Source organism: Streptomyces sp. NPDC002958, assembly GCF_055563255.1.
The window spans coordinates 73,071-93,504 of sequence record NZ_JBVHDS010000017.1 but is presented as its reverse complement, the minus strand read 5'-3'; the positions used below and the strand labels follow the sequence as shown (position 1 = coordinate 93,504).

Here is a 20,434-nt window from a genome sequence, read left to right as displayed (position 1 = left end):
TTCACATCGGGCAAGTTCGTACTCCTCAAGTCGTGGCGCCGCGGCACGGCATGGATAAGGGAGGGCGGTGCGGTTTCCCGAAGAAGGCAGACCGGTCAGGCGGAGCCGGGTCCGGCCCTCTTCGCACGGCGCCAGGGGCGGAAAAGGGTGGTGGCGATCTCGCCGGTCGGGGGGAACGACGCGGGGTTGCCGATTCCGACCGCGATCGGCTCACGGCCGGGCCTCCAGGTGTAGCTGTCGAAAAGGTGGTCCCAGATCGACAGATCCGAGCCGTAGTGGCCCGCCTCGGACAGATCGGCGCTGTGGTGCAGGCGGTGTTGTTCAGGGCTGGCGAGCACGTGATTGAGCCGGCCGATGCGCACGTCGATGTTGGCGTGGACGAAATAGCCCTGCGCGGCCACAAAAAGACCCACGACGAATACGGAGTCAGGGGAGAACCCGATCACCGCCAAGGTCAGTTGAACGGCCCCCTGCGCGAGAACGATATCCAGGACATGATTGACGCCATTATTGGCGACATTTACTTTCTGCGGCACATGGTGCACACCATGCAGTCGCCACAATATCGGGCTGACGTGGCCCAGCCTGTGCACAAGGTAACTCACCAGTGAACCGGTCAGCAGGGCTGCGGGGATTTCGGCCCAGAGATGCAGCGCCGACTCGTCCGGAGTCACCACGGAGACGGCTCTGGTGACCAGATATTGCGACAGGGCGCTCGCCGCCATCGTCAGCAGGAAGTAGACGCCGTACCAACGCCATTCACTACGGCTCGGGTGCCAGGCGCGCTGATGCGGAATCAGACGTTCGAGAGTGGTGAGATAGGCGATGGTGCCGAGCAGGAAGAGCGGACTCACACGGCCGGGATCCCAGTCGAGACACAGTGCAGTCGCGGCCACCGAAACTGCGGCTCCCAGCAGGAACGGGTACGCCGACGCACGGAGAACGGCGCGCACCGAAAGTGCGAGCGTTCCCTTGGGCCGCACCGGACCGGAGCCCCTCTCCGGACGACCACCGGGCAGTGGTTCGCAGTTTTCCATCCGCAGCACCTTTACGAAGGAATTAGCACAGAAGAATGCGCAGACCGCGAAAGAGGAACTGATGAGTTCCTGCGGACACGCAAGACCGAAGCGTCGGACACCATTTGTTCACGCATGAATGAATTCTTATCCCGAGACCGATGCGAACTTCCTCACGGACCCTGCGAACCCGAGCGGGCCCGCCGGGCGAGCCCGCCCTGTTTCCATTTCCTCGTCCGGCGCCATCAACCGTCAGATTCAAGCCTTGCTCGATGCGCCGGCAAGGCGGGACAGGATTCGCCACCCCGTCCGGTTTTCAATGAACCAGGCGGACCAGCTGGGCGGAATGCGAATAATTCACCTCCGCCAAGTGAGTTATTAGTACTACTGATAATCTATTGAGACTTAATGATTTCCCCCTTCCGGGAGGGATCCTTCGAATGGTCTGCGCGGGCCGGGTAGGCCTCGGAAAGGCCGCCCGGGCCCGCAAGGCCACCCGGGCCGGAACGGCCTTCCCTGCGGTCAGGATCTCGCTCGCCGGGGCCGAAACGGCAGCATGGCTCGGGGCCCGGTCCTGGCAATGGAGCAGGGCCCACAAGGCTTTGCGGGCCTCATGATCGGGCGGCCGGACACACAGGACACAATCGGGGGCTGCGGTGGCCAAAAAGCGCCGGATCCCGAGCGGCGACCCTGTCGGTCACGCAGACGGACAGCCTGCTCGATGTCCGGGGTCAGCCCGTCCTCAAGCGTGGGACCGGTTCAGGACCCGTATTCCGCACGCTTCGCGCTCCGCTGCCGGCCAGGTCGCTTCCCGGGCGGCCAAGGGGACTCCCCGAAGGACTGGCTACACGCCCCGGTCGGCACCACCGCACCACCATGCCGCCGTGCCGACCGGGCGCGTACGAGCTTCAGCGTTCGAAAGCCCGCTGTACGAGCAAAAAGGCCGTTGGTACCGGCGTCAGGTGAGGGCGGCTGCCAGGATGGCGGCTGTATCGGCGACCAGAGAATCGTCCGGCACGGCAGCGACGTCGTTCTGGGTGGACAGGACAGCCATCACGATGGGCCCCTGGTCGGGCGGCCAGACGATGCCCACGTCGTTCGCGGTGCCATAGCTTCCGGTGCCGGTCTTGTCACCGATGGTCCAGCCCTCCGGGAGGCCGGCGCGCAGGCGATTGCCGCCGGTCGTGCTGGCCAGCAGCCATCCGGTCAATCGCTTCCGGTCCCCCGCCCCCAGCGCGTCCCCGAGGGCAAGCCGCGCGTACGTCCTGCCAATGGCGCGGGAACTGGTGGTATCGGCCACACTCCCCGGTTCCGCCGAGTTCAGTTCCGGCTCCCAGCGGTCGAGCCGGGTCACCGTGTCGCCGATGGACCGGCAGAAGTACGTGACGGACGTCGGTCCGCCCAGCTCCGCAAGCAGGAGGTTCGCCGCGGTGTTGTCGCTCTGCGAGATGGCCGCGCCGCACAGACCCTCAACCGTCATACCGTGCGCGAGGTTCTCGGGCAGACCGGTCACCGGCGCGCCTCCCGACCTCTTGATGTCCTGCTCCGTGTAGTGAATGACCTTCGAGAGCAACGTCCCGTCATGGTCGAGGTCCCTCAGGACGGCCCCAACGGCCAGCGTCTTGAACGTCGAGCACATGGGAAAGCGCTCATCCGCCCGGTGCAGGACGCTCCTGCCCGTCGCTGTGTTCCACCCGAACACCCCCAGACGAGCCGCGTGCTCCCGTTCCAGATTCCGCAGCTTCCGTGCCGCTTCGCTCACCGGGGCCAAGGCGTACGCGGCCGGTGCCATGGGAACAGCGGCCAGCACCGCCCCCAGGCCCCCGGCAAGCACTGCACGGCGTGACGTCCCCCTGCTTGGCATCAAGACCTTCTTCCTTCCTTCTTGTGCAAACTTGTGCAGACGTACTCCCTGCACACAACGCTTCCGGGCAGCCGACTGGTTGCGCCCCGAAGCAGCATGCCCCGTCCAGACCCGGTTCTCGCGGGGCTGCTGCCACCCGCTGTTACAGCTCTCTGTGGCGGATCGGCGGATCACCGGTGGTGAGGGACAGCTCTACAACGCCTGTGAACTGCCTGCGGACCTGATTCAGGAGCTCCCGATCGGTGCGCGCATGGCTGTTCCCGTCACCCCGGCGGTTTACTCCCCCGTCTTCGCGCCTGCACCGCAAAATCAACCGCATCGCGTCGGCCCGGGAGTTGTCAGTCCCATCGAGGTCACGCAGGGTTCGTCACCTTGCCCTCTGGCCGGGCGTGCGGCTCCTTCGTCGTACGGCAGATCGGCTCTTCTTGTCAGACCCTTCCGCCGTCGGGCTCTGCCCTGCCCGGTCAGTCACTGGCCGGCTCGTCCCTGCCCGCCGGGGAGAGATGGAGATGGGCCAGGTCGTGCGGGACCGGACCGTCGGGGCGGAAGAGGGGCGCGCTCTCCCCGTCGGCGGCGGTGGCCGGAGCGTCCGTGAGGCGAAGGCGTGTGCGCAGCCGTCCGTAGAAGTCGTGCGGGCCGAGCCTGATGACCCGCAGGCGACGCGGGGCCGCGTACACCCCCAGCCAGTCCCCTGCATCGAGTACGCCGCGCAGTTGGCCGTCGATCGTGACCACGCCCTGCCCCGAGTGGGGCAGGACCCGCACCGCGATCGGTTCGTCCGGCGCGGCAACCACTGTGCGGTCGAAGGTCATGTGTGCTGCGACGGGTGTGAAGATGACGGCGTCCATGCGGGGTGAGACCACCGGACCACCTGCGGCGAAGCTGTAGGCGGTCGACCCGGTGGGGGTGGCCATGATGACAGCGTCGGCCGAGTACGAGGCGAGGAGCCGGCCGCCGATGTAGACGCCGAGACTCACCTGCCGGTCGCGTGCGAGCTTCTCCACGACCACGTCGTTGAGGGCTGTGACATCCAGCGCCACGCCCCAGCCCTCCGCTCCGGCCTCCGCCTCCCGGTCGACCTGGGGAGGCGGCAGCATCGGACGTCGTCCATAGGCCATCAGGGCGTCGATGTCCTGGGGCACTTCGAGCACGCGGGAGGTCCTCATCGTCAGCGTCATGCGCTCCTCGACACCCGCCCGCCCATGGTGGACGGCGTCGAGCGCCCGGACGACGTCCTCGGCCGGCACCTCGGTCAGGAAGCCGACCCGGCCCAGGTCGATGCCGAGGACGGCGGCATCGTTCTTGGCCGCGATCCTGGCGCCGCGCAGAAAGGTCCCGTCGCCTCCGAGTGTCACGATGAGGTCGGGATTCCCCGCGACATCGGCTTCTTCCCGCCCGCCGCGCCGGCGTGCGTCGTCGCGCCACACGTCGATGTCCGTGCACGGAATGCCTTCGTCCGCACACCAGTCGCGTACGACGCGCGCAGCGGCGACGGCCTCGGGCCGGCCCTGGTGGACAACGACTCCCACCCGCTCGACACTCATCTCGCTACCACTCCCCGCGTTTCGACGATGCCTGGTCCCACCTTGATGGCCCCTGCGGGTGCCGGCTCCGTTGCCGGGTCGACACACCGGTCCCGGTCAGGCGATCGGGCTCCCCGGGTCGGGATGCGCGTCGTCGGCCCCGGTCAGGACTGCGCGTTCTCCGGAATGCTGACCAGCCGACGAGTCTCCCGGCGGGGCCGCCGGTACAGCGCCCGGTGGAGCGTGACGACGCCGATCGAACGCCTGAGCTTCTGTGGGGGGTGGGGCCGGTCGCTGGGGCGAGCGCCTGGGGCGCGCTGAGCGTTTCGGCCATCGTGCAATTCCGATCAACAGGCGCGGTGTCTGAGCACGGGAGCGGTATCACCTCCGGCCGAGGACGTGGTGGGTGGTTTCGTCGTTCCCGGCGTGAGATGCAATCCTGACGAGTTCCACAGGTCAAGAGGTGTTCACCTACGGAATTCGTTGCTTTGGCGAGGTGAACCGATGGCTTGGCGTTAAGAGCGCGTCATTCTGCCGAGGGACTGTGGGGACGGCTACCGCAGCAGGATCCGGTGAAAAGTTTCACCCGGTCCGGATTTCGGAAGGGCGGGGCGCCCGGAGCGTCGCGATGCACGGATGCTGCGGGTCGCGCATCCATGGCCCTGGTGCCAGCCTGGAGACATGGCTTGGGCGTCATGGACGACTCGCGGTGTGTTCTCCGGGCACGGTGGAGTGCTCACGGATGAGGTCGGCGTCCTGTCCGGGGACCTGACTGTTCACACGACCTGGGCCGATGACACGGCCCAGGTCACTGTGCAGTACACGGGTGCGATCGACTGGTTCACCATGTCGGGCAGCCCCGTGCCGTGCTGCTCCGAGGACGACAGCCGGCGTCTTCACGACGCGGTGGTGCAGTCCGTCCGGGAGGGAGCAGCGGCGACGGTTCCCACGCCACCGGCTCAGGAGCCGGGGACCGCCCAGGAGTGACGGTTACGGATCCGGGCCCGGGGCACGCCCGTCCACAAGTCCTGGATCATTAGGATCTCGTGTGTGAGCAGAGCGTTCAGCGGCTGGACAGAGCAAGCATTCGAGCTACTCCTGCGATTGGAGGGCATGCCTTCGCAAGAGGCACGCGAGGAACGGCGCAAGGACCGGGAGCGCCTCGTCCGGCAGCCCATGATCGCGTTGCTGAACGATATGGCCGACGCGGACCAGGCGTACGAAGACTTCTCCGTCTGGGGGTTCCGCAAGGATCCGTGGTGGTGGCAGCACCAAGTGGCGGTGATCCGGATCACGCGCAGTGTCGAGATCGGCTTGCGCTTCGACCTCGACGGGCTTCGGATCAAGGGTGGCTGGACCTACCCGGACCCGGGGCAGATCCCGTTGTTCCGTACGGCAGTTGCCTCGCAGGACAGCGGCCCCGAGCTGGTGCGCGCCATCGAGGAACTCGAGGCGCAGGGGTACGAGATCACCGGCGACACCATGAAGCGCATGCCGCGCGGCCATGACGCCGGTCATCCCCGTGCCGGTTTCCTCCGGTACCGCTCGGTCTCCGCCGCCCCTCCCCTCGGCGGGGACTGCGCGCAGCACACGGCGGCGCTGGCCGACCGTGCGCTGGAAGCGGCGGCGGAGTTGGAGCCCCTGCTGTCCTGGCTCGCCGGCCATGTGTCCGTTCCCGGCTCCCACCGGTGTGCCGCATGACGTCGAACGCGCCTGCTGTCCATGCGGGCCAACAGCCGAAAGGCGGCCCCTGACCGACGGGTGGCGAGTGGCCTGTTCGGCCTCTCGCCACCCGTCGGTCCTGGACCGCCATCGGCGCTGCTGCGGGTCAGTACGCCCCGGACACGTTGTCGATCGAGCCGTACTTGTCGGCGGCGTAATTGCACGCCGCGGTGATGTTGGCGACCGGGTCGTAGCTGTCCGTCGACGTACCGGGCACGTGGTAGGCACGGAACGTCGGCTCGATGACCTGGAGAAGACCCTTGGACGGCGTTCCGGCAGCGGCGTTCGAATCCCAGTTGTTGACGGCCCGGGGGTTGCCGGAGGACTCGCGCATGACGTTGCGGTGGATGCCGTCGTAGCTGCCGGGGATGCCGTGCTCGGCCATGATGGCCAGCGACTCGTTGATCCAGCCGTCCAGATCGTTCGTGTACGTCGTGGGCTTTGCGGAAGTGGCGGACGCAGCGACTTCGTTCGACGCGCCGGAAGCCTTGGACTCGGCCTGGGCACCGATTGTCAGCTTCATGCCCGGGAGAATCCGCGCAGGGTTCTCGCCAATGATCTCTTGGTTGTCCTCGTACAGCTTCTCCCAGCCACCGCTGAGCGAATGCTCTTGTGCGATCTTGGAAAGGGTATCGCCTGCGGTCACGGAATAGGTGGTGGGCGCGGCCTTCTGTGCGGAAATTCCCTTGCCAGTGGCGGCGGTCGACGCCGCGGCCTTTTCGGCGCTGACCGCCTTGGCCGGCGCCGCCGAGGCGACACCCGCGCCGATCAGCGGAAGCATGAGGGCAGCTCCACTCGTGGTCGCGGCGACGAGACCGCGAGTCAGCGAAATGGACTTGCGGCTACGGTACTTACCCGATGCGGGCATGACTGATTCCTCTCCGGCGCCTACGGGGTGAGCTGTCGGGTTCAGGCTGGAGATGCCTGGCCGCATGAGAATGCAGCTTCACCCCGAGCCGTTCCGGATACCGGAACGGCGACTTACCTGGGTCCCCCGCTCCTGCCATGCGTGAGTGAGTGAGTGGGATTCCCGGATGGCGGCAGGATTCGGCGTTCCATCCGGATTCACGGCGACCGTAGGCGAGAAACACCGAAAGGAACAAGACCCTGATTTTGGATCACAATCAATTCGCAAGATCGAGTCACGGAATTTGCAGTAATCCACCTCACACCTCGAAGCCAACTTTCCTTGCACAGAAGGGAACCGAGCCACCATCCGCGGCATCCCGAACCCTGAAGAGTGACTCATACCACGAAGCCACAAAAGGGACATTTCACTCGATACCTAAAGCGCCACAACCCTCATAAAGCGCCCTCTTGTTAACCAAGGATGCGATTCAAATCAAATCGCCCATACCATGACACTTTGCCCGCCATCGCGGGAACCCTCCGCTTCGGCGGCGCACCGCGTGACGCTCCGCACGCTCCCCCGCCCAGCGCCCAGGCTTTGCCTTTCGCCGTCCGGATCGATATCGTTTCGAGGGTCCTGTTGTCTCCGATAGAGGTGGACGTTGCGCATCTGAGGTTTGCGATCACCGCGCCGTACGGCCCCAGCCGTACGCCTGTCACGCAGTAGCAGTGTTTTCTCCTGCCCGTGACCCCGCGTGGATGCGACCTCGGTGCATGAGCCGTCCCTCGATCTTTCGGACCGCCGCACCTCCCTCTCGGTTCGGTCGCTGCGTGGTGCTCGCACGCGAAGCCCCCGTTCACCGCGCTTGCGAATGCGAGGATCACCCATGGCAACCCCCACCACCCCCGGCGCCTCTCTCAGCTGCTCCGCCCTGTCCTTCCAGTGGCCGGACGGCACAACCGTCTTCGACGGGCTCTCTGTCAGCATCGGCCGGGGCAGCACGGGTCTCGTCGGCACCAACGGCGCGGGCAAATCCACACTGCTGCGGCTGCTGGCCGGCCAACTGCGCCCCTCCCAGGGCTCGGTGACCATCGGCGGCAGCCTCGCCCACCTCCCTCAGAACATCACCCTCGCCACGACACTGCGTGTGGACGAGGCTATGGGCATCGCCGAGCGGCGCAACGCGCTGCGCGCCATCGAGGCCGGGGATGTCGACGAGAAGCACTTCGAGACGATCGGTGACGACTGGGACGTCGAGGAACGGGCCCTGGCGACGCTGGGGTCTCTCGGACTCGGCGGCGTCGAACTGGACCGCACCGTGGGTCAGATGTCCGGCGGCGAGACCGTCCTGCTGCGTCTGGCCGCACTGCTGTTGGAGCGTCCCGACATCCTTTTGCTGGACGAACCGACCAACAACCTCGATGTGTTCGCTCGACGCAGGCTCTACGAAGCCGTCGACTCCTGGCGCTCCGGTGTGCTGGTCGTGGTCAGTCACGACCTCGAACTGCTGGAGCGCGTGGACCGCATCGCCGAACTGCGGTCCGGATCCGTGAGTTGGTACGGAGGCGGCTGGTCCGCCTACGAAGAGGCCCTGACCACCGAACAGGAGGCCGCCGGGCGGATGTTGCGGGCCGCCGAGGCGGACGTACGCCGCCAGCAGCGCGAGCTTGAGGAGACCCATGTGAAGCTGGCACGTCGCCAGCGGCACAGCAAGAAGATGGATGCCCAGCGGCGGGCCCCCCGGATCGTCGCCGGGGAGCGCAAGAGGTCCGCGCAGGAGTCGGCGGACAAGCTCCGCGGCCTCCAGGAGGACCGGCTCAGTGAGGCCCGGGAGCGACGCGAAGAAGCCGCGGACGCAATCCGTAACGACGCCGAGATCCGCGTGAGCCTCCCCCACACCGCCGTTCCCACCGGCCGCACCGTGCTGAGCCTGCACGAACTGCGCCCCCGGTTCGGCAGGCTGCACGAGGGCAATCTTCATGTGCACGGACCCGAGAGGATCGCACTCGTCGGGCGTAACGGCGCCGGCAAGACCACGCTGCTGCGCACCCTCACCGGCGAGCTGGCTCCTCTGTCCGGCGAGGCCAAAACGTTCGTACCGCTGCGGTTCCTTCCCCAGCGGCTGGATGTGCTGGACGAGGAGCTGAGCGTCGCGGCGAACGTGGCCCGCATGGCTCCCGGGATCACCGACAACCACATCCGCTCCCAGCTCGCGCGCTTCCTCTTTCAGGGAAAACGCGCGGAACAGCCGGCGGGCACCCTCTCGGGCGGCGAACGCTTCCGTGCCGCGCTCGCCGCGACGATGCTCGCCGCACCGGCTCCGCAGTTGCTGATGCTGGACGAACCGACCAACAACCTCGACATCGCCAGCGTGCGGCAGCTGACCAGCGCACTCGAGTCCTACGAGGGTGCGCTGGTCATCGCCAGCCACGACCTGCCGTTCCTCGAATCGGTCGGCATCACCCGCTGGCTGCTGCTCGCGGAGGAGCTCCAGGACACCACCGCGGAGGAGGTGGGCGACCTGCTCGCAACGCCGGAAGCGGGCTGAGCGACCACGTGACTCCGCGGGGCCGCGCTCGTCCGGCATGACGTACGAGAGGGAGGTGCGGGCCTTCATGTGGCGAAGGCCCGCACCCCGGTCGGCGGTCAGAGCCTGGCGATGATGGACGAGCCGTTGGACTCGGAACCTTCGGAGGAGCCGCAGGCGGCCAGCGCGAGAGCCAGTGCGGCGACGGTGCCGGCGGCCGCGAGCGTGCGGCGGCGGGCAGCGGGAGACAGAGAAGCGGTCGCCGCCCTCGCCCGTGAGCATGCTCTGCTGCGTCAGGTCGACGGGGACCTGACCGACGCCGACGTGACGGCTTGCGTACTGGTGCTCAGCACGACGCTCGAACTCTTCGACCACGTCGACGTGGCCTGACTCGACCTGACCGTACGCGCGATATCCGGCCTGTTCACCCGGTGAGCCCGGAGCGGACGGCATTGCTTGCACCACCAAGTGCGGAACCAATTCCCTGCGTCTACGCTCATATGTGGATCTATGCCGCCGACGTCGTGACTCGACAGGAAGCGAGATCCCCATGGAGCGGCTCAAGATGTCGGGACTCACCGGGGAACTCTCGGCGGAGTTCCTGGGCACGATGGTTCTCATCCTCTTCGGCTGTGGTGTGGTGGCCCAGGTCGTGGCGGGCGGTGCACTCACCGACCCGGCGGGGGGCCTCGGGGATCACGACAGCATCGCCTGGGCATGGGGCCTCGGAGTCACTCTGGGCGTCTATGTGGCGGGCAGGCTGAGCGGAGCTCATCTCAATCCCGCTGTGACCCTCTCGCTTGCCGCCTTCAAGGATTTCCCCTGGAAGAAAGTCGCACCCTACGCACTCGCGCAGCTCGCCGGTGCTTTCGTCGCGGCGCTGGTGGTGCGATGGAACTACACCGAGGCCCTGGCGAAGGCGGACCCGGGACACACCATCAAGACACAGTCCGTCTTCTCGACGCTGCCCGCCAACGGAAACCCTGCCCTTCCGGTTCATGCATGGGGAGCGCTGCGCGACCAGGTCATCGGCACCGCCATTCTTGTGCTGCTGATCTTCGCGGTCACGGACCTTCTCAATACGCCGCCGGGCGCCAATCTGGGGCCGTTCATCGTGGGCCTCATCGTGGTGGCCATCGGCATGGCATGGGGCACCAACGCCGGGTACGCGATCAATCCGGCCCGTGACCTCGGGCCCCGGCTCGCGAGTTTCCTCACCGGCTACGGAGGTGCGTGGCGGGACCAATACGGGAATTTCTACTATTGGGTGCCGATCGTGGGCCCACTCGTGGGTGGCCCGATCGGCGCGTTCGTCTACAAGACGCTCATCGGCCGTTTCCTGCCCACCGCGGAACCGGAGCCGGAGGGCAGCATCCCCCTGCCGTCGGAGAAGTGACGCCCGGTTCCTTCATCGAGCGCGGACTTGAGGAGGGCTCGCCACCGGCTTCTGGCGCGATGAGAGCGAGTTGCGGGAGCACTGGCAGGAGTCGAAGCGCTGGGATCCGCAGTGGAGCGACACAGCGATCCGAGGGGTACGAGAATTGGAAGAGGGCGGTCGAGCGCACCCTCGACCGGGTCAGGGTGGGATGACGTCGGGGTTCCGACCGCACCGTACGGGTGTGCCCGGCCGGGTGCGCCCGTACGGTGCGGTCGGCTCAGGCGTCGGTACGCAGTTCGGCCAGTAGCCGGTAGACGGTTTCGGTGCCCTGCCGCAGGGCTTCGACGCCGATGTGTTCGTCGGTACCGTGCATGCGCTTGAGCATGTCCCGGTTCACGGTGAACGGATACATGCCGTAGACGGGCACATTCTGTTCCCGGAACGGCACCGCGCTGGTGACCGCCTCGAACTGGCAGGCGGTGGCCCGTACTCCGGGGTGTGTCCGGCGTACGGCTGTCTGCCAGGCGCGGAAGACGTCCGTGTCGTAGCTGGAGTCGGGTACGGACAGATAGCCGCGCAGCCGGTCCAGGGCCTGCTGTTCGCTCTCGCCGGGGTTGCCGACCACGGTCAGTGTCGCCCGGTTGCCGATCAGCGAGCGCAGTTCGGCGACGATCCGGCCGGGGTCGTCGGCCCCGGGCAGGAAGGCCGCCCGGAATTCCGCGGTCGCCGTGCCCGGCACGATGCTCGGGTAGTAGCCGGACTGCGCGGAGGTGAAGGCGAGCGTGGTCCGCAGCATCGCATTGTGCAGCTCCGGTGCCTCACTGAGCCGTACCACCGCTTCACCCGCTCTGTCCCGCTGCTGTTCCGTACGGGCGTCGAGCATCTCCCGGACGGCCTCGGCGAGTGACCGGTCGGTGGTGGCCTCGGCGAGTTCGGCGAAGTACTGACGGGACAGTGCGTTGGGGCGGATGTGGGCGCGCCAGTCCCCGAGTTGTTCGAGCACCTCGCCCAGCCGGATCACAGCCTGTCCTGTGAACGGCTTGGACGTGTGGGTGGCGTACGAGGAGGTCTCCAGGCGCAGCAGCTGGGAGCGCTTGTCGTTGCAGGTGAGCGAGGCGATCATGGGAGTCCTGCCGTCGCGCTGGTTGAGCACCCAGCCGCCCTCGGTGATGACCGCGCCCGCCTCGATCCGGCCGGGGTGTTCGGTGAGGAACCAGCGCACTCCGTACGGCCCCTGTTCCTCGTCGCAGTCGGACCAGAAGACGATGTCGCGGTCGAAGGTCGCGCCCTCGCGGACATGGCGCAACAGAGCGGCGACGAAGGCGGCGTTGACGCCCTTCATGTCGAGCGAGCCGCGGCCGTACAGTTTGCCGTCCTCGATGTCTCCGGCGAAGGGGTCCGTCGTCCACTTGTCGCCGATGGCGGGGACCACGTCGGAGTGGCCGAGCAGGACGAGTGGTCTCTTCCGGGCCGGCCCGCTGCCGGGGACGCGGGCGAAGAAGTGTACATTGTCCTGCTTGGGGGTGGGCACGGTCTCGGTGCTGACCCCGGCCGCGCGGAAGATGCCCTGGAGCATTTGGGCGAACGGCAGGGTGAGCGCGCCGTCGCCGGGGTTGCTGGTGTTCTGCCGGATCATGGCCACGGCGAGGCTCACGGGGTCGGTGGGATCGCCGTCGAAGGAGACGCTGCCCGCCGCGGTAGGCGCGGCGGCCGATGCTCCGGGTGCCGGGGCCGCCACCGTGCCGAGGCCCAGCACGGTGCCCGCGACGGCCGTAGCACCGGCGCCGAGCACGGAGCGCCGTGACGGCCGGGTCCCGGTAAGACCGTCCAGACAGGCTGAGATGACCGCTGCCGGATTCTCCTGGTGGGCGTAGTGGCCTCCTTCGGCGGACAGCATCGTGCACTCGCCGCGGGTCCAGTCGGCCCAGCGGCGCACGGTCGCTTCCGGCACGTGCGGGTCGTCGGTGGCCCACACCGCGCGCAACTCCACGTGCGGTACGGGAGTCCGGCGGCCGTCGTAGTGCGCGGCCAGTTGCAGATCGGCGATGACGGGAGGCAGCAGCACCTCCTCGAACTCAGGGTCCGCCAGCAGCTCCGGGTCGGTCAGTCCGGTCCCGGTGACGAAGGCACGGGCGTCCTCGACGGTCACGTAGCCGCCGTCGCCGTGGAAGTCGCCGGGGCACTGTCCGGCCACGGCACACAGCCGCGCGACCGGCACCCCGGCGTCGAGAAGTCGGCAGCACGTCTCGTACGCGAGCAGCGCGCCGAGGCTGACGCCGATCAGCACCAGTCGCCGCCCGCCCCGCAGTGCGCGTACTTCGGCGGCCACCGCATCCGCGTAGGCGGCCATGTCGGTGACGGGCTCCTCGTCGACGCGGGTGCCGCGGCCCGGCGGTGTGATCAGCGCGAGTGCGGTGTCCTCGGGCAGCCGCCCCCGCCAGTTCGCGAACGTCGAACCGTGGGCGCCGGTGGGTGCGAAGCAGACGGCGAGGGTGCCGGCCGCGCCGCCCCGTGGGCCCTCGTCCGGCACGCTCAACCATGGGACATTCATGACGGCTCCTCCTGCTGGGTCTCGCGGCACAGTGCGGCGATCGCGATGACGGTGGGTGCGCCGAGGATGCGGCGCAGCGGTACGCGTCGGCCTGCCGGCTTCGCCAGCCGGTTGGCGAGTCGTACGGCGAGCAGGGAGTGGCCTCCGGCGTCGAAGAAGTTCTGGTCCGCCGAGGCCGGCGGGGCGCCGAGCAGCTCCTGCCAGAGAGCGGCGACAGCAGCCTCGGTGGCGTCGGACGGGGTGAATCCGGCCGTCTGTTTCTGACCGATGCTCTCGACGAGCGTGCGCAGGGCGGTGCGGTCGAGCTTGCCGTTGGTGCTCAGCGGGAGCTGTGGGACCTGCTGGATCCGGGCGGGCAGCATGTAGTCGGGCAGTCGGTCGCGCAGATAGCCGCGCAGTGCGGTGGGGCCGGTCTCCGCGTCGGCAGTGACACAGGCGACGATGCGTGCTTCGCCGCCCTCGCTCTCCGCGTACGCCCCCGCGTCGGTGATGTCCGGCGCCTTGCGCAGGGTGGCCTCGATCTCTTCCAGCTCGACGCGGTAGCCGCGTACCTTGATCTGGTTGTCGGCGCGCCCAATGATCTCCATTACGGTGTCAGGGAGTTGGCGGCCGCGGTCGCCCGTGCGGTAGTGCAGGACTCCGGAGTCGTCCGTGGTGAAGCGTTCCTCGCCGTCACCGCCGAGATAGCCGAGGGCGAGCGGCGGCCCGGAGACCCACACCTCGCCCGTCACACCGGGTGGCAACCGTCGGCCGAGCCGGTCGCGGACCGAGAGCGTGGCGCCCGCCACGGAACTGCCGACGGGCACGCGTTCGGCGTCCGCGGGCAGTCGGGCGGTGTCGTACGCGGCGACGTTGGAGGCGGTCTCCGTCATGCCGTACAGGTTCAGCAGTGTGGCGTCGGGCCAGACCTCGCGGAAGCGCAGGACCGTGTCGACCGGCAGGGTGTCGGCGCCGCTGGTGACCAGTACGGGGTGGTGTCCGCCGGGGCGTTTCGCGCTCTCCTCCAGCAGCCCCGCGATCAGCTGCGGGGTGAGGAAGAGATGCGTGATGCGCTCCTGGTCGACGGCGGCGGCGAACAGCACCGGGTCGAGCAGCTCGTCGGTGCCGAGCACGACGGACGGGATGCCCTTCAGCAGTCCGCCCAGCAGCTCCCAGGGCGAGGCGACCAGAGCCAGGGACTTCTGGACAGCCAGCACCGCGTCGTCGGGGAACGGGTGGTCCCGCCACATCCACTCCAGCCGACCGCGGACCGAACGCCTGCTGATGCGCACGCCCTTGGGGTTTCCGGTTGTCCCCGAGGTGTAGACGATGTGGAACAGCGAGTCCTCGTCGGGCTCCTGACCGGGAGCCTGGTGCAGCGGGCCCTCGGTGAGGGGTGCGAGCGTGACGCGGGGAGCGTCCAGCGTGGGGAACTGGTCGAGTCCGGGCTCGGCCAGCACGCAGTGCGGTCTTGTCTCCTCCACCATCCGGCGCTGCCGACGCACGGGTATCGCGGGGTCCAGCCCGAGATAGGCGGCGCCTGTCTTCAGTACGGCGAGGACTCCGGCGATCGCGGCGGGGCCACGCTGGGCGGCGAGCGCCACCAGCGTGCCGGGGCCGGTGCCCTTGGCGACGAGCCGGGCGGCCATTCGGCCGCTCCACTCGTCGAGTTCGCGGTAGGTGAGGCTGGTGCCGGTGTGGCGCAGGGCGACGGCCCGGGGGTGGGCCGCCACCTGCTCGGCGAAGCGTTCCAGCAGGGTCGGCGTGGTCATCGTTGATCGTCTCCGGGCAGCAGATCGAGGGAACGGATGGTGGTGTGCTCCGCACGCTCCGGGTCGGTCAGGGCCCGCAGCGCGATCAGCGTGGATTCCAGTACGTTGCGGGCGGCCGGGGCGTCGAGCAGCTCCTGCTGGTAGGCGTACTGCAACAGCAGTTGGCCGGGGCCGTGCGGCTGGACGTACAGCGCGCAGTCGTACTTGGTGTAGCCGGTGTCCAGTTCGACGAAGCGGAACCCGACGTCCGAGGCGGTGGTGGCGCGCGCCGGGTACGGCAGCATGTTGAGCATGGTCTGGAAGACCGGTGTCGCCGAGGAGCTCCGTGAGGCGGCCGGAAGCCGCCGCAGTGTCCAGCCGAAGGGGTGGTCGGCTGCCGCGTACGCGTCGTACACCGTCTCCCTCACCCGTGCGGTGAACTCCGCGAGGGTCACGGCCGGGTCGATGGGCAGCCGCAGCGGCAGCATGGCGAGCGTGAACGCCGGGACCTCGGCCGTCTCCGGCCGCTCCCGGCCCGCCATCGGAGCGCCGACGATCACCTCGTCCGTATCGCTGTAATAGCTCAGGGCCAGGGCGTACGCGGCCAGCAGGGGCACGAACGCGGTGGCGGAGGCGGACAGTGCGGTGTCGCGCAGCCGCTGGGACAAGCGCTCGTCGAGGACCGCCTCGGTGATCTCGCCCCGGTAGGAGGGCGTGGCGGGCCGCTGCTTCTGCGCGATCTCAAGTGCCGGTAGTTCCCCCGCGAGTTGACGCATCCAGTACTCCCCCGCCTCGGCCACCTCGTCGGTGGCGAGGCGCGCCTCCAGGTGGTCCAGATAGCGGTCGTACCGGGTGGCTCGCTCGGGATCGGGTCGCTCCGGCTGCTGTTCGTACAGCTCGGCGAGCCGCTGGAACAGCACGGTGGCGCCCCAGCCGTCGAGGAGCAGTTCGTGCATGGTGACCAGCAGCCGGTGCTGTCCGCCGGGCAGTCGGAACAGTTCTGCCCGCAGCGCGGGTTCGGCGAGGAGGTCGAAGGGTCTGGCCGCTTCCTCGGCGGCCACCGTGCGGAACTCGTGGGCGGTGATGTGCCGCGCACGGCCGGGCAGTGAAACCTCCCAGTGCGGATAGTGGTGCACCACCTCCTGCCCGCCCGCCTCGTCGGTTTCGGCGAACCGGGCGAGGAGCAGCGGGTTCTCGCAGAGCAACAGGTGCCAGGCCCGTGCCAGCCGTGGCACGTCCAGTGGCCCGTCCAGTTCCAGGGAGCCCTGGTAGCTGTAGTAGGGACTGAGCGGGTCGAGTCGCCAGTGGAAGTAGACACCGGCCTGCTGCGGGGTGAGCGGCCGGGTCCGCGGGGCGTCCCATGCCCGCTCCGTCTCCGTACGAATACCCGCCGCCTGCTGCCGGTGGCGGCCCAACGCGGCGAGTGCGGCGGGGCTGCCGTCGCGCAGCACATCGCGCAGGCCCGCGGGCGAACCCGTCTCACGCAGGGCCGCGACCAGCCGCATGGCCAGCAGCGAGTCGCCGCCCAGCTCCAGGAACGAGTCATTCCGGCCGGCCTGCCCGATGCCGAGGAGTTCGGCGACGAGGGCGGCGATCGCGGTTTCCGCATCGTCGCGCGGTGGCGTGTACGGGCGGCTGTCGGGGCGGCTGCGGCGCGGTGGTGCGGGGAGCGCCTTGTAGTCAGTCTTGCCGTTCCGAGTGAGCGGGAGGTGGGGCAGGACGACGAAGGTGTGCGGCACCATCGGCGCGGGGAGCCGTTCAGCCAGGTGGGCGCGGAGTGATTTTTCCGCCACCTCGTCGCCGGAGGCGGTGACGTACGCCACGAGCCGGGGCGGCTGTGCGGTCGCCGGGGTGTGGGCGCTCTCGCGGGCCACCAGGGCGCCGTCGTCGTCGGGGGTGTGGACAGTGACGGCGCAAGCGGCGACCTTGGGGTGGCCGCCGAGGACCGCTTCGATCTCGGCGAGCTCCATGCGTACGCCGCCGAGCTTCACCTGCCGGTCGACCCGCCCCAGGTACTCCAACTGTCCGTCCGGCAGTACGCGTACGGCGTCCCCGGTGCGGTAGAGGCGTCCGCCGCCGTCGCTGAACGGGTCGGTGAAGAAGGCGAGTGCGGTGCGGTCCGGGTCGCCGAGGTATCCGCGGCCCACGACGAGTCCCCCGACGAACAGCTCCCCCGTCTCCCCGCGGGCGCAGGCGTGCCACTCCCCCTCCTCGGCGCGCAGGACGTACAGTTCGGCGTTTCCGACGGGCGAGCCGATCGGCAGATGGCGTACCCCGGCGGCCGGTGAGCCGAGTACGGCGTGGGTGACGTCGTCCGAACACTCGGTAGGGCCATAGGCGTTGAGCAGTCCGATGCCCGGCATGGCGTCGTGCCACCGCCGGGCGAGGGCGGGTGGCAGCTCCTCGCCGGTGGCGATCATCCAGCGCAGCGCGCCGGGGCTGATGTCCGCGCGCTCGTGGGCATCGAGCAGGAAGCGGATCAGTGTGGGTACGGTTTCCAGAACCGTGGTTGCGTGGCGGCGCAGCTCCGCCAGCAGCAGGGCGCCGTCCTGTGCCTCCTCGTCGCTGAAGATCTGTACGCGGCCGCCGACGAGCAGCGGCGCGAGCATCTGCCAGACGGAGATGTCGAATCCCAGCGGTGCGGTCTGCGCCAGCCGGTCGTCCGCGGTCAGCCCCAGGTCGTCGACCTTGGCCCACAGATGGTTGAGCATGCCCTGGTGCTCGACGATCGCGGCCTTGGGACGGCCGGTCGAGCCCGAGGTGTAGAGGACGTAGCGCACCTCGTCGGGGGCCGGCGGTACGGCCCGGGTGTACGCGGTGTCCGCCGGTTCCGGTATCGCGGTGGGTACACCGGCCGCCCGGGCTCCCTTGACCAGTTCACCGCTGTCCGCCGGCCCGCCGGGGGTCAGCATGAGCACGGCGCCGCTGTCGATGAGCAGCGACTCGACGCGGGCGGCGGGCCAGCCCGCGTCCACCGGCAGGTAGACGGCACCCAGCAGCTCCAGCGCGAGGAAGGCCGTGACGACATCGCTGCCGCGCCGGCCGCCGACCGCGACGATCTGCCCCTGAGAGATCCCGGCAGTCGAGAGCCGTGCGGCGGTGCGGCGCATACGGTCCGCCAACCGGCCGTAGTCGAGGGAGGCTTCGCCGTCATCGATCGCTGTACGGTCCGGGTGCGTGGCCGCATACCGCTCGACGTACGCGTGGACTCCTTCACGCAGCTCGTACGGCTCGCTGCGAGTCAGCGCCGCGGCAACGGCCCGCTCCCGCGCCCCTTCGGCCAGCGGGAGCGCCGGGTAGTGCTCGGGCAGGCCGGTCACCGGTCCCCCTTCTTCTCCGCGATAACGAGCAGATACTCGACGGGCACGCCTGTGCCCCGGTCGTCGGTGGTGTGGAACTGCTCAGTCATCTCGACCATTTCCGCTCGCAGTTCCTTCCAGCGCGAGGGGGGCGAGATGGTGTTCTTCGCGGCGATGCAGGGTCCGAAGCAGTTCTCGAAGAAGGCGACCAGGTCCTCGGCCGTTCCGAACGGGTAGAAGAGTTCCCCAAGTTCGGACGTGACTGTGAATCCGGGACCGAGCAGTTCGGCGAGATAGTCCGGTGATCCCCACAGCATGGGCTGCCCCTGGTGGCCGTTGGGCGAGGGGAAGTAGGCGGAGAGGATCTCCTGGAAGTGCGCGGTCCAGCTGCGTGCCGTCCAATTGCACATGCCGATTCGGCCACCGGGCCGCAATACCCGCGCCATCTCACCCGAGGACGCGGCGTGATCGGGCGCGAACTGAATTCCGTACGTGGAGGTCACCAGGTCGAACGAGGCATCAGTGAAAGGAAGTTCCTGCGCGTCGCCGCAGTGGAGCTCCACCGCGACACCGGCGTCGGCGAACCGTTCGCGCGCGTCGGGGAAGAACTCGTCGGTCAAGTCCAGTCCGGTGACGACGGAGCCACGCAGGGCGGACAGCAGCGCGACGTTTCCGTTCCCGGTGGCGACGTCGAGATGGCGGGTGCCCGCCTCCGGGGCGAGCCGGTCGACCAGTTCCTCGGCGCCGGGCCGCAGCAGATCGGCGACGTGCCGGTACTCGCCGTACGACCACATGGTGCGGTTGATCTCCTGGACGTATCGATCGATCGTCATGCGGATCCTCCTCAGAGTGAGAGCCGGGCACCCAGACCGGCGGCTTCGGCACGGGCGTGGATGCGGTCGGCGACGGCGACGTCGAGGATCGACATACCGAACGGATTACTGATCACGATCTCGCCCTGGTCGCGGCGGCCCGGGTGCCGGCCGGCCAGCACATCGCCGAGCGTGCCGTCGACGCGGCGGGCACCGGGCCGTGCGGTGACTCCTTCTCGCGGGGTGCCGTCGGGGCCGAGCAGAGTGCCCGCCCGGTGCATCCGGCCCAGCAGCCGGCGCGGGTCGTCACGGACGAGGCTCCAGTCGTCGACGATCAGCGTGTCGGCCGAGAGCACCGCCGCCTCGGTAAGGTCGTCCAGCGAGACATGGCAGACGAGCGCGCCGGGCCGCAGCCAGTCCGGTTCGATGTAGCCCTGGGTCACCGTCGTGACGGGCACGACGAGTTCGGCGTCGCGCACCGCCTCGTGCGGACCCTCCGCGAGCACGGTCTCGATGTCCGCAGCCCCGGGGAGCGACGCGATGTACTGGGCAACGGCCTTCGCACGGTCGGGTGCCACGTCGTACAGCGCGATTCGGCGCAGGGTGGGCACGGTGCGCAGCAGCAGCGCCACATGCGCCTGTGCGAGCGCGCCGCAGCCGAGGAGCGCGAGCTGTCGCGGCTCCTCGACCGCCAGATGACGAACGGCGAGCGCCGTCACCGCCGCGGTGCGCATTGCGCTGATGTACGCGGCCTCCATCAGTGCGAGGGGGCGGGCGGTCTCCGGGTCGAGGAGCAGGGTGAAGCCCTGGGAGCGCGGTATGCCGCGTCCCGGGTTGCCGATCGAGGCATTGATGGTCTTCATGCCGATGACCGGTGGGCGGCCCTCCTGAACCAGCGCTCCGGGCATGGCCAGCAGCCGGGCCGAGTCGCCCTGCGGGGTGGTCCAGCCGAGATAGGCCTCCTCGGGAAGGACCGACTGTCCGGCGGAGTGCAGCGTCAGCGCCTCGGCCACCGCCGTCACAATGTCCACGTCACGGGCCGCCTCGATGACGTCCGCACGGGTCAAATGACGGAAGTGACTGGCGGGGTAGCGCTCGAAGTCCATGACGGGCGGGGCTCCTTGGCGAGAGGGTCGGTGATGGTGGGGACAGTCCGGAGGAT

At 68.7% G+C, this 20,434-nt stretch carries 14 protein-coding genes, 1 pseudogene and 1 riboswitch; of the genes and pseudogenes, 6 read left to right on the top strand and 9 right to left on the bottom strand.

Annotated elements, in window-relative coordinates:
* Positions 1–95: 95 nt before the first annotated feature.
* The 3 genes from ACZ3IC_RS25105 to ACZ3IC_RS25095 form a co-directional block, all read right to left on the bottom strand.
* Positions 96–1,037 carry a sterol desaturase family protein gene (locus ACZ3IC_RS25105; protein ID WP_467419429.1) on the bottom strand — a complete coding sequence of 314 codons (942 nt, stop codon included), beginning with the start codon at positions 1,035–1,037 and terminating at the stop codon, positions 96–98.
* Between the two features lie 937 nt (positions 1,038–1,974).
* A complete protein-coding gene (gene bla, locus ACZ3IC_RS25100) occupies positions 1,975–2,880 on the bottom strand; it encodes a class A beta-lactamase (protein WP_467419426.1) in 906 nt (301 codons plus the stop codon).
* Positions 2,881–3,344: 464 nt separating this feature from the next.
* Positions 3,345–4,424 (bottom strand): NAD(+)/NADH kinase, encoded by a 1,080-nt coding sequence (locus tag ACZ3IC_RS25095; protein WP_467419424.1) that lies wholly within the window; start codon positions 4,422–4,424, stop codon positions 3,345–3,347.
* Positions 4,425–5,084: 660 nt separating this feature from the next.
* Here ACZ3IC_RS25095 and ACZ3IC_RS25090 point away from each other — a divergent pair.
* Entirely contained in the window at positions 5,085–5,390 is a 306-nt protein-coding gene (locus ACZ3IC_RS25090; RefSeq protein ID WP_467419421.1) for a hypothetical protein, read from the top strand.
* Positions 5,391–5,516: 126 nt separating this feature from the next.
* Positions 5,517–6,104, top strand: coding sequence for a DUF2461 family protein (locus ACZ3IC_RS25085; protein WP_467419419.1), 588 nt, complete (start codon positions 5,517–5,519; stop codon positions 6,102–6,104).
* Between the two features lie 127 nt (positions 6,105–6,231).
* On the opposite strand, the gene ACZ3IC_RS25080 is transcribed toward ACZ3IC_RS25085, so the two are convergent.
* Positions 6,232–6,993, bottom strand: coding sequence for a transglycosylase SLT domain-containing protein (locus ACZ3IC_RS25080; protein ID WP_467419417.1), 762 nt, complete (start codon positions 6,991–6,993; stop codon positions 6,232–6,234).
* Between the two features lie 2 nt (positions 6,994–6,995).
* A riboswitch (cyclic di-AMP (ydaO/yuaA leader) is annotated at positions 6,996–7,155 on the bottom strand.
* 706 nt (positions 7,156–7,861) lie between these two features.
* Here ACZ3IC_RS25080 and ACZ3IC_RS25075 point away from each other — a divergent pair.
* The 4 genes and pseudogenes from ACZ3IC_RS25075 to ACZ3IC_RS25060 form a co-directional block, all read left to right on the top strand.
* Entirely contained in the window at positions 7,862–9,523 is a 1,662-nt protein-coding gene (locus ACZ3IC_RS25075; protein ID WP_467419415.1) for an ABC-F family ATP-binding cassette domain-containing protein, read from the top strand.
* Positions 9,524–9,592: 69 nt separating this feature from the next.
* Positions 9,593–9,892, top strand: coding sequence for a hypothetical protein (locus ACZ3IC_RS25070; protein ID WP_467419413.1), 300 nt, complete (start codon positions 9,593–9,595; stop codon positions 9,890–9,892).
* Between the two features lie 160 nt (positions 9,893–10,052).
* Positions 10,053–10,898: an MIP/aquaporin family protein gene (locus tag ACZ3IC_RS25065; RefSeq protein ID WP_467419411.1), complete on the top strand. Its 846-nt coding sequence runs from the start codon at positions 10,053–10,055 to the stop codon at positions 10,896–10,898.
* 34 nt (positions 10,899–10,932) lie between these two features.
* Positions 10,933–11,092, top strand: a pseudogene (locus ACZ3IC_RS25060) (glycerol kinase); the annotation flags it as partial.
* A 65-nt stretch (positions 11,093–11,157) separates the two neighbouring features.
* Here ACZ3IC_RS25060 and ACZ3IC_RS25055 read toward each other — a convergent pair.
* From ACZ3IC_RS25055 to ACZ3IC_RS25035, 5 genes are read right to left on the bottom strand one after another with little or no spacing between them, the layout of a single operon-like run.
* Positions 11,158–13,431: a M20/M25/M40 family metallo-hydrolase gene (locus ACZ3IC_RS25055; protein ID WP_467419409.1), complete on the bottom strand. Its 2,274-nt coding sequence runs from the start codon at positions 13,429–13,431 to the stop codon at positions 11,158–11,160.
* Positions 13,428–15,182: a non-ribosomal peptide synthetase gene (locus ACZ3IC_RS25050; protein ID WP_467419407.1), complete on the bottom strand. Its 1,755-nt coding sequence runs from the start codon at positions 15,180–15,182 to the stop codon at positions 13,428–13,430. Before ACZ3IC_RS25050 ends, ACZ3IC_RS25055 begins: the two co-directional genes overlap by 4 nt.
* Positions 15,179–18,481, bottom strand: coding sequence for an amino acid adenylation domain-containing protein (locus ACZ3IC_RS25045; RefSeq protein WP_467419405.1), 3,303 nt, complete (start codon positions 18,479–18,481; stop codon positions 15,179–15,181). Before ACZ3IC_RS25045 ends, ACZ3IC_RS25050 begins: the two co-directional genes overlap by 4 nt.
* A complete protein-coding gene (locus ACZ3IC_RS25040; protein ID WP_467419404.1) occupies positions 18,478–19,293 on the bottom strand; it encodes a class I SAM-dependent methyltransferase in 816 nt (271 codons plus the stop codon). Before ACZ3IC_RS25040 ends, ACZ3IC_RS25045 begins: the two co-directional genes overlap by 4 nt.
* A gap of 11 nt (positions 19,294–19,304) precedes the next feature.
* On the bottom strand, positions 19,305–20,378 hold the full coding sequence (locus tag ACZ3IC_RS25035) for an ornithine cyclodeaminase family protein (protein WP_467419401.1): 1,074 nt from the start codon (positions 20,376–20,378) through the stop codon (positions 19,305–19,307).
* Between the last annotated feature and the right edge of the window lie 56 nt (positions 20,379–20,434).

Coding starts and splice junctions, on each gene's coding strand:
- ACZ3IC_RS25075 (WP_467419415.1), top strand. CDS start 7,862: ATGGCAACCCCCACCACCCCCGGCGCCTCTCTCAGCTGCTCCGCCCTG.
- ACZ3IC_RS25035 (WP_467419401.1), bottom strand. CDS start 20,378: ATGGACTTCGAGCGCTACCCCGCCAGTCACTTCCGTCATTTGACCCGT.
- ACZ3IC_RS25105 (WP_467419429.1), bottom strand. CDS start 1,037: ATGGAAAACTGCGAACCACTGCCCGGTGGTCGTCCGGAGAGGGGCTCC.
- ACZ3IC_RS25095 (WP_467419424.1), bottom strand. CDS start 4,424: ATGAGTGTCGAGCGGGTGGGAGTCGTTGTCCACCAGGGCCGGCCCGAG.
- ACZ3IC_RS25050 (WP_467419407.1), bottom strand. CDS start 15,182: ATGACCACGCCGACCCTGCTGGAACGCTTCGCCGAGCAGGTGGCGGCC.
- ACZ3IC_RS25085 (WP_467419419.1), top strand. CDS start 5,517: ATGCCTTCGCAAGAGGCACGCGAGGAACGGCGCAAGGACCGGGAGCGC.
- ACZ3IC_RS25090 (WP_467419421.1), top strand. CDS start 5,085: ATGGCTTGGGCGTCATGGACGACTCGCGGTGTGTTCTCCGGGCACGGT.
- ACZ3IC_RS25080 (WP_467419417.1), bottom strand. CDS start 6,993: ATGCCCGCATCGGGTAAGTACCGTAGCCGCAAGTCCATTTCGCTGACT.
- bla (WP_467419426.1), bottom strand. CDS start 2,880: ATGCCAAGCAGGGGGACGTCACGCCGTGCAGTGCTTGCCGGGGGCCTG.
- ACZ3IC_RS25055 (WP_467419409.1), bottom strand. CDS start 13,431: ATGAATGTCCCATGGTTGAGCGTGCCGGACGAGGGCCCACGGGGCGGC.
- ACZ3IC_RS25065 (WP_467419411.1), top strand. CDS start 10,053: ATGGAGCGGCTCAAGATGTCGGGACTCACCGGGGAACTCTCGGCGGAG.
- ACZ3IC_RS25040 (WP_467419404.1), bottom strand. CDS start 19,293: ATGACGATCGATCGATACGTCCAGGAGATCAACCGCACCATGTGGTCG.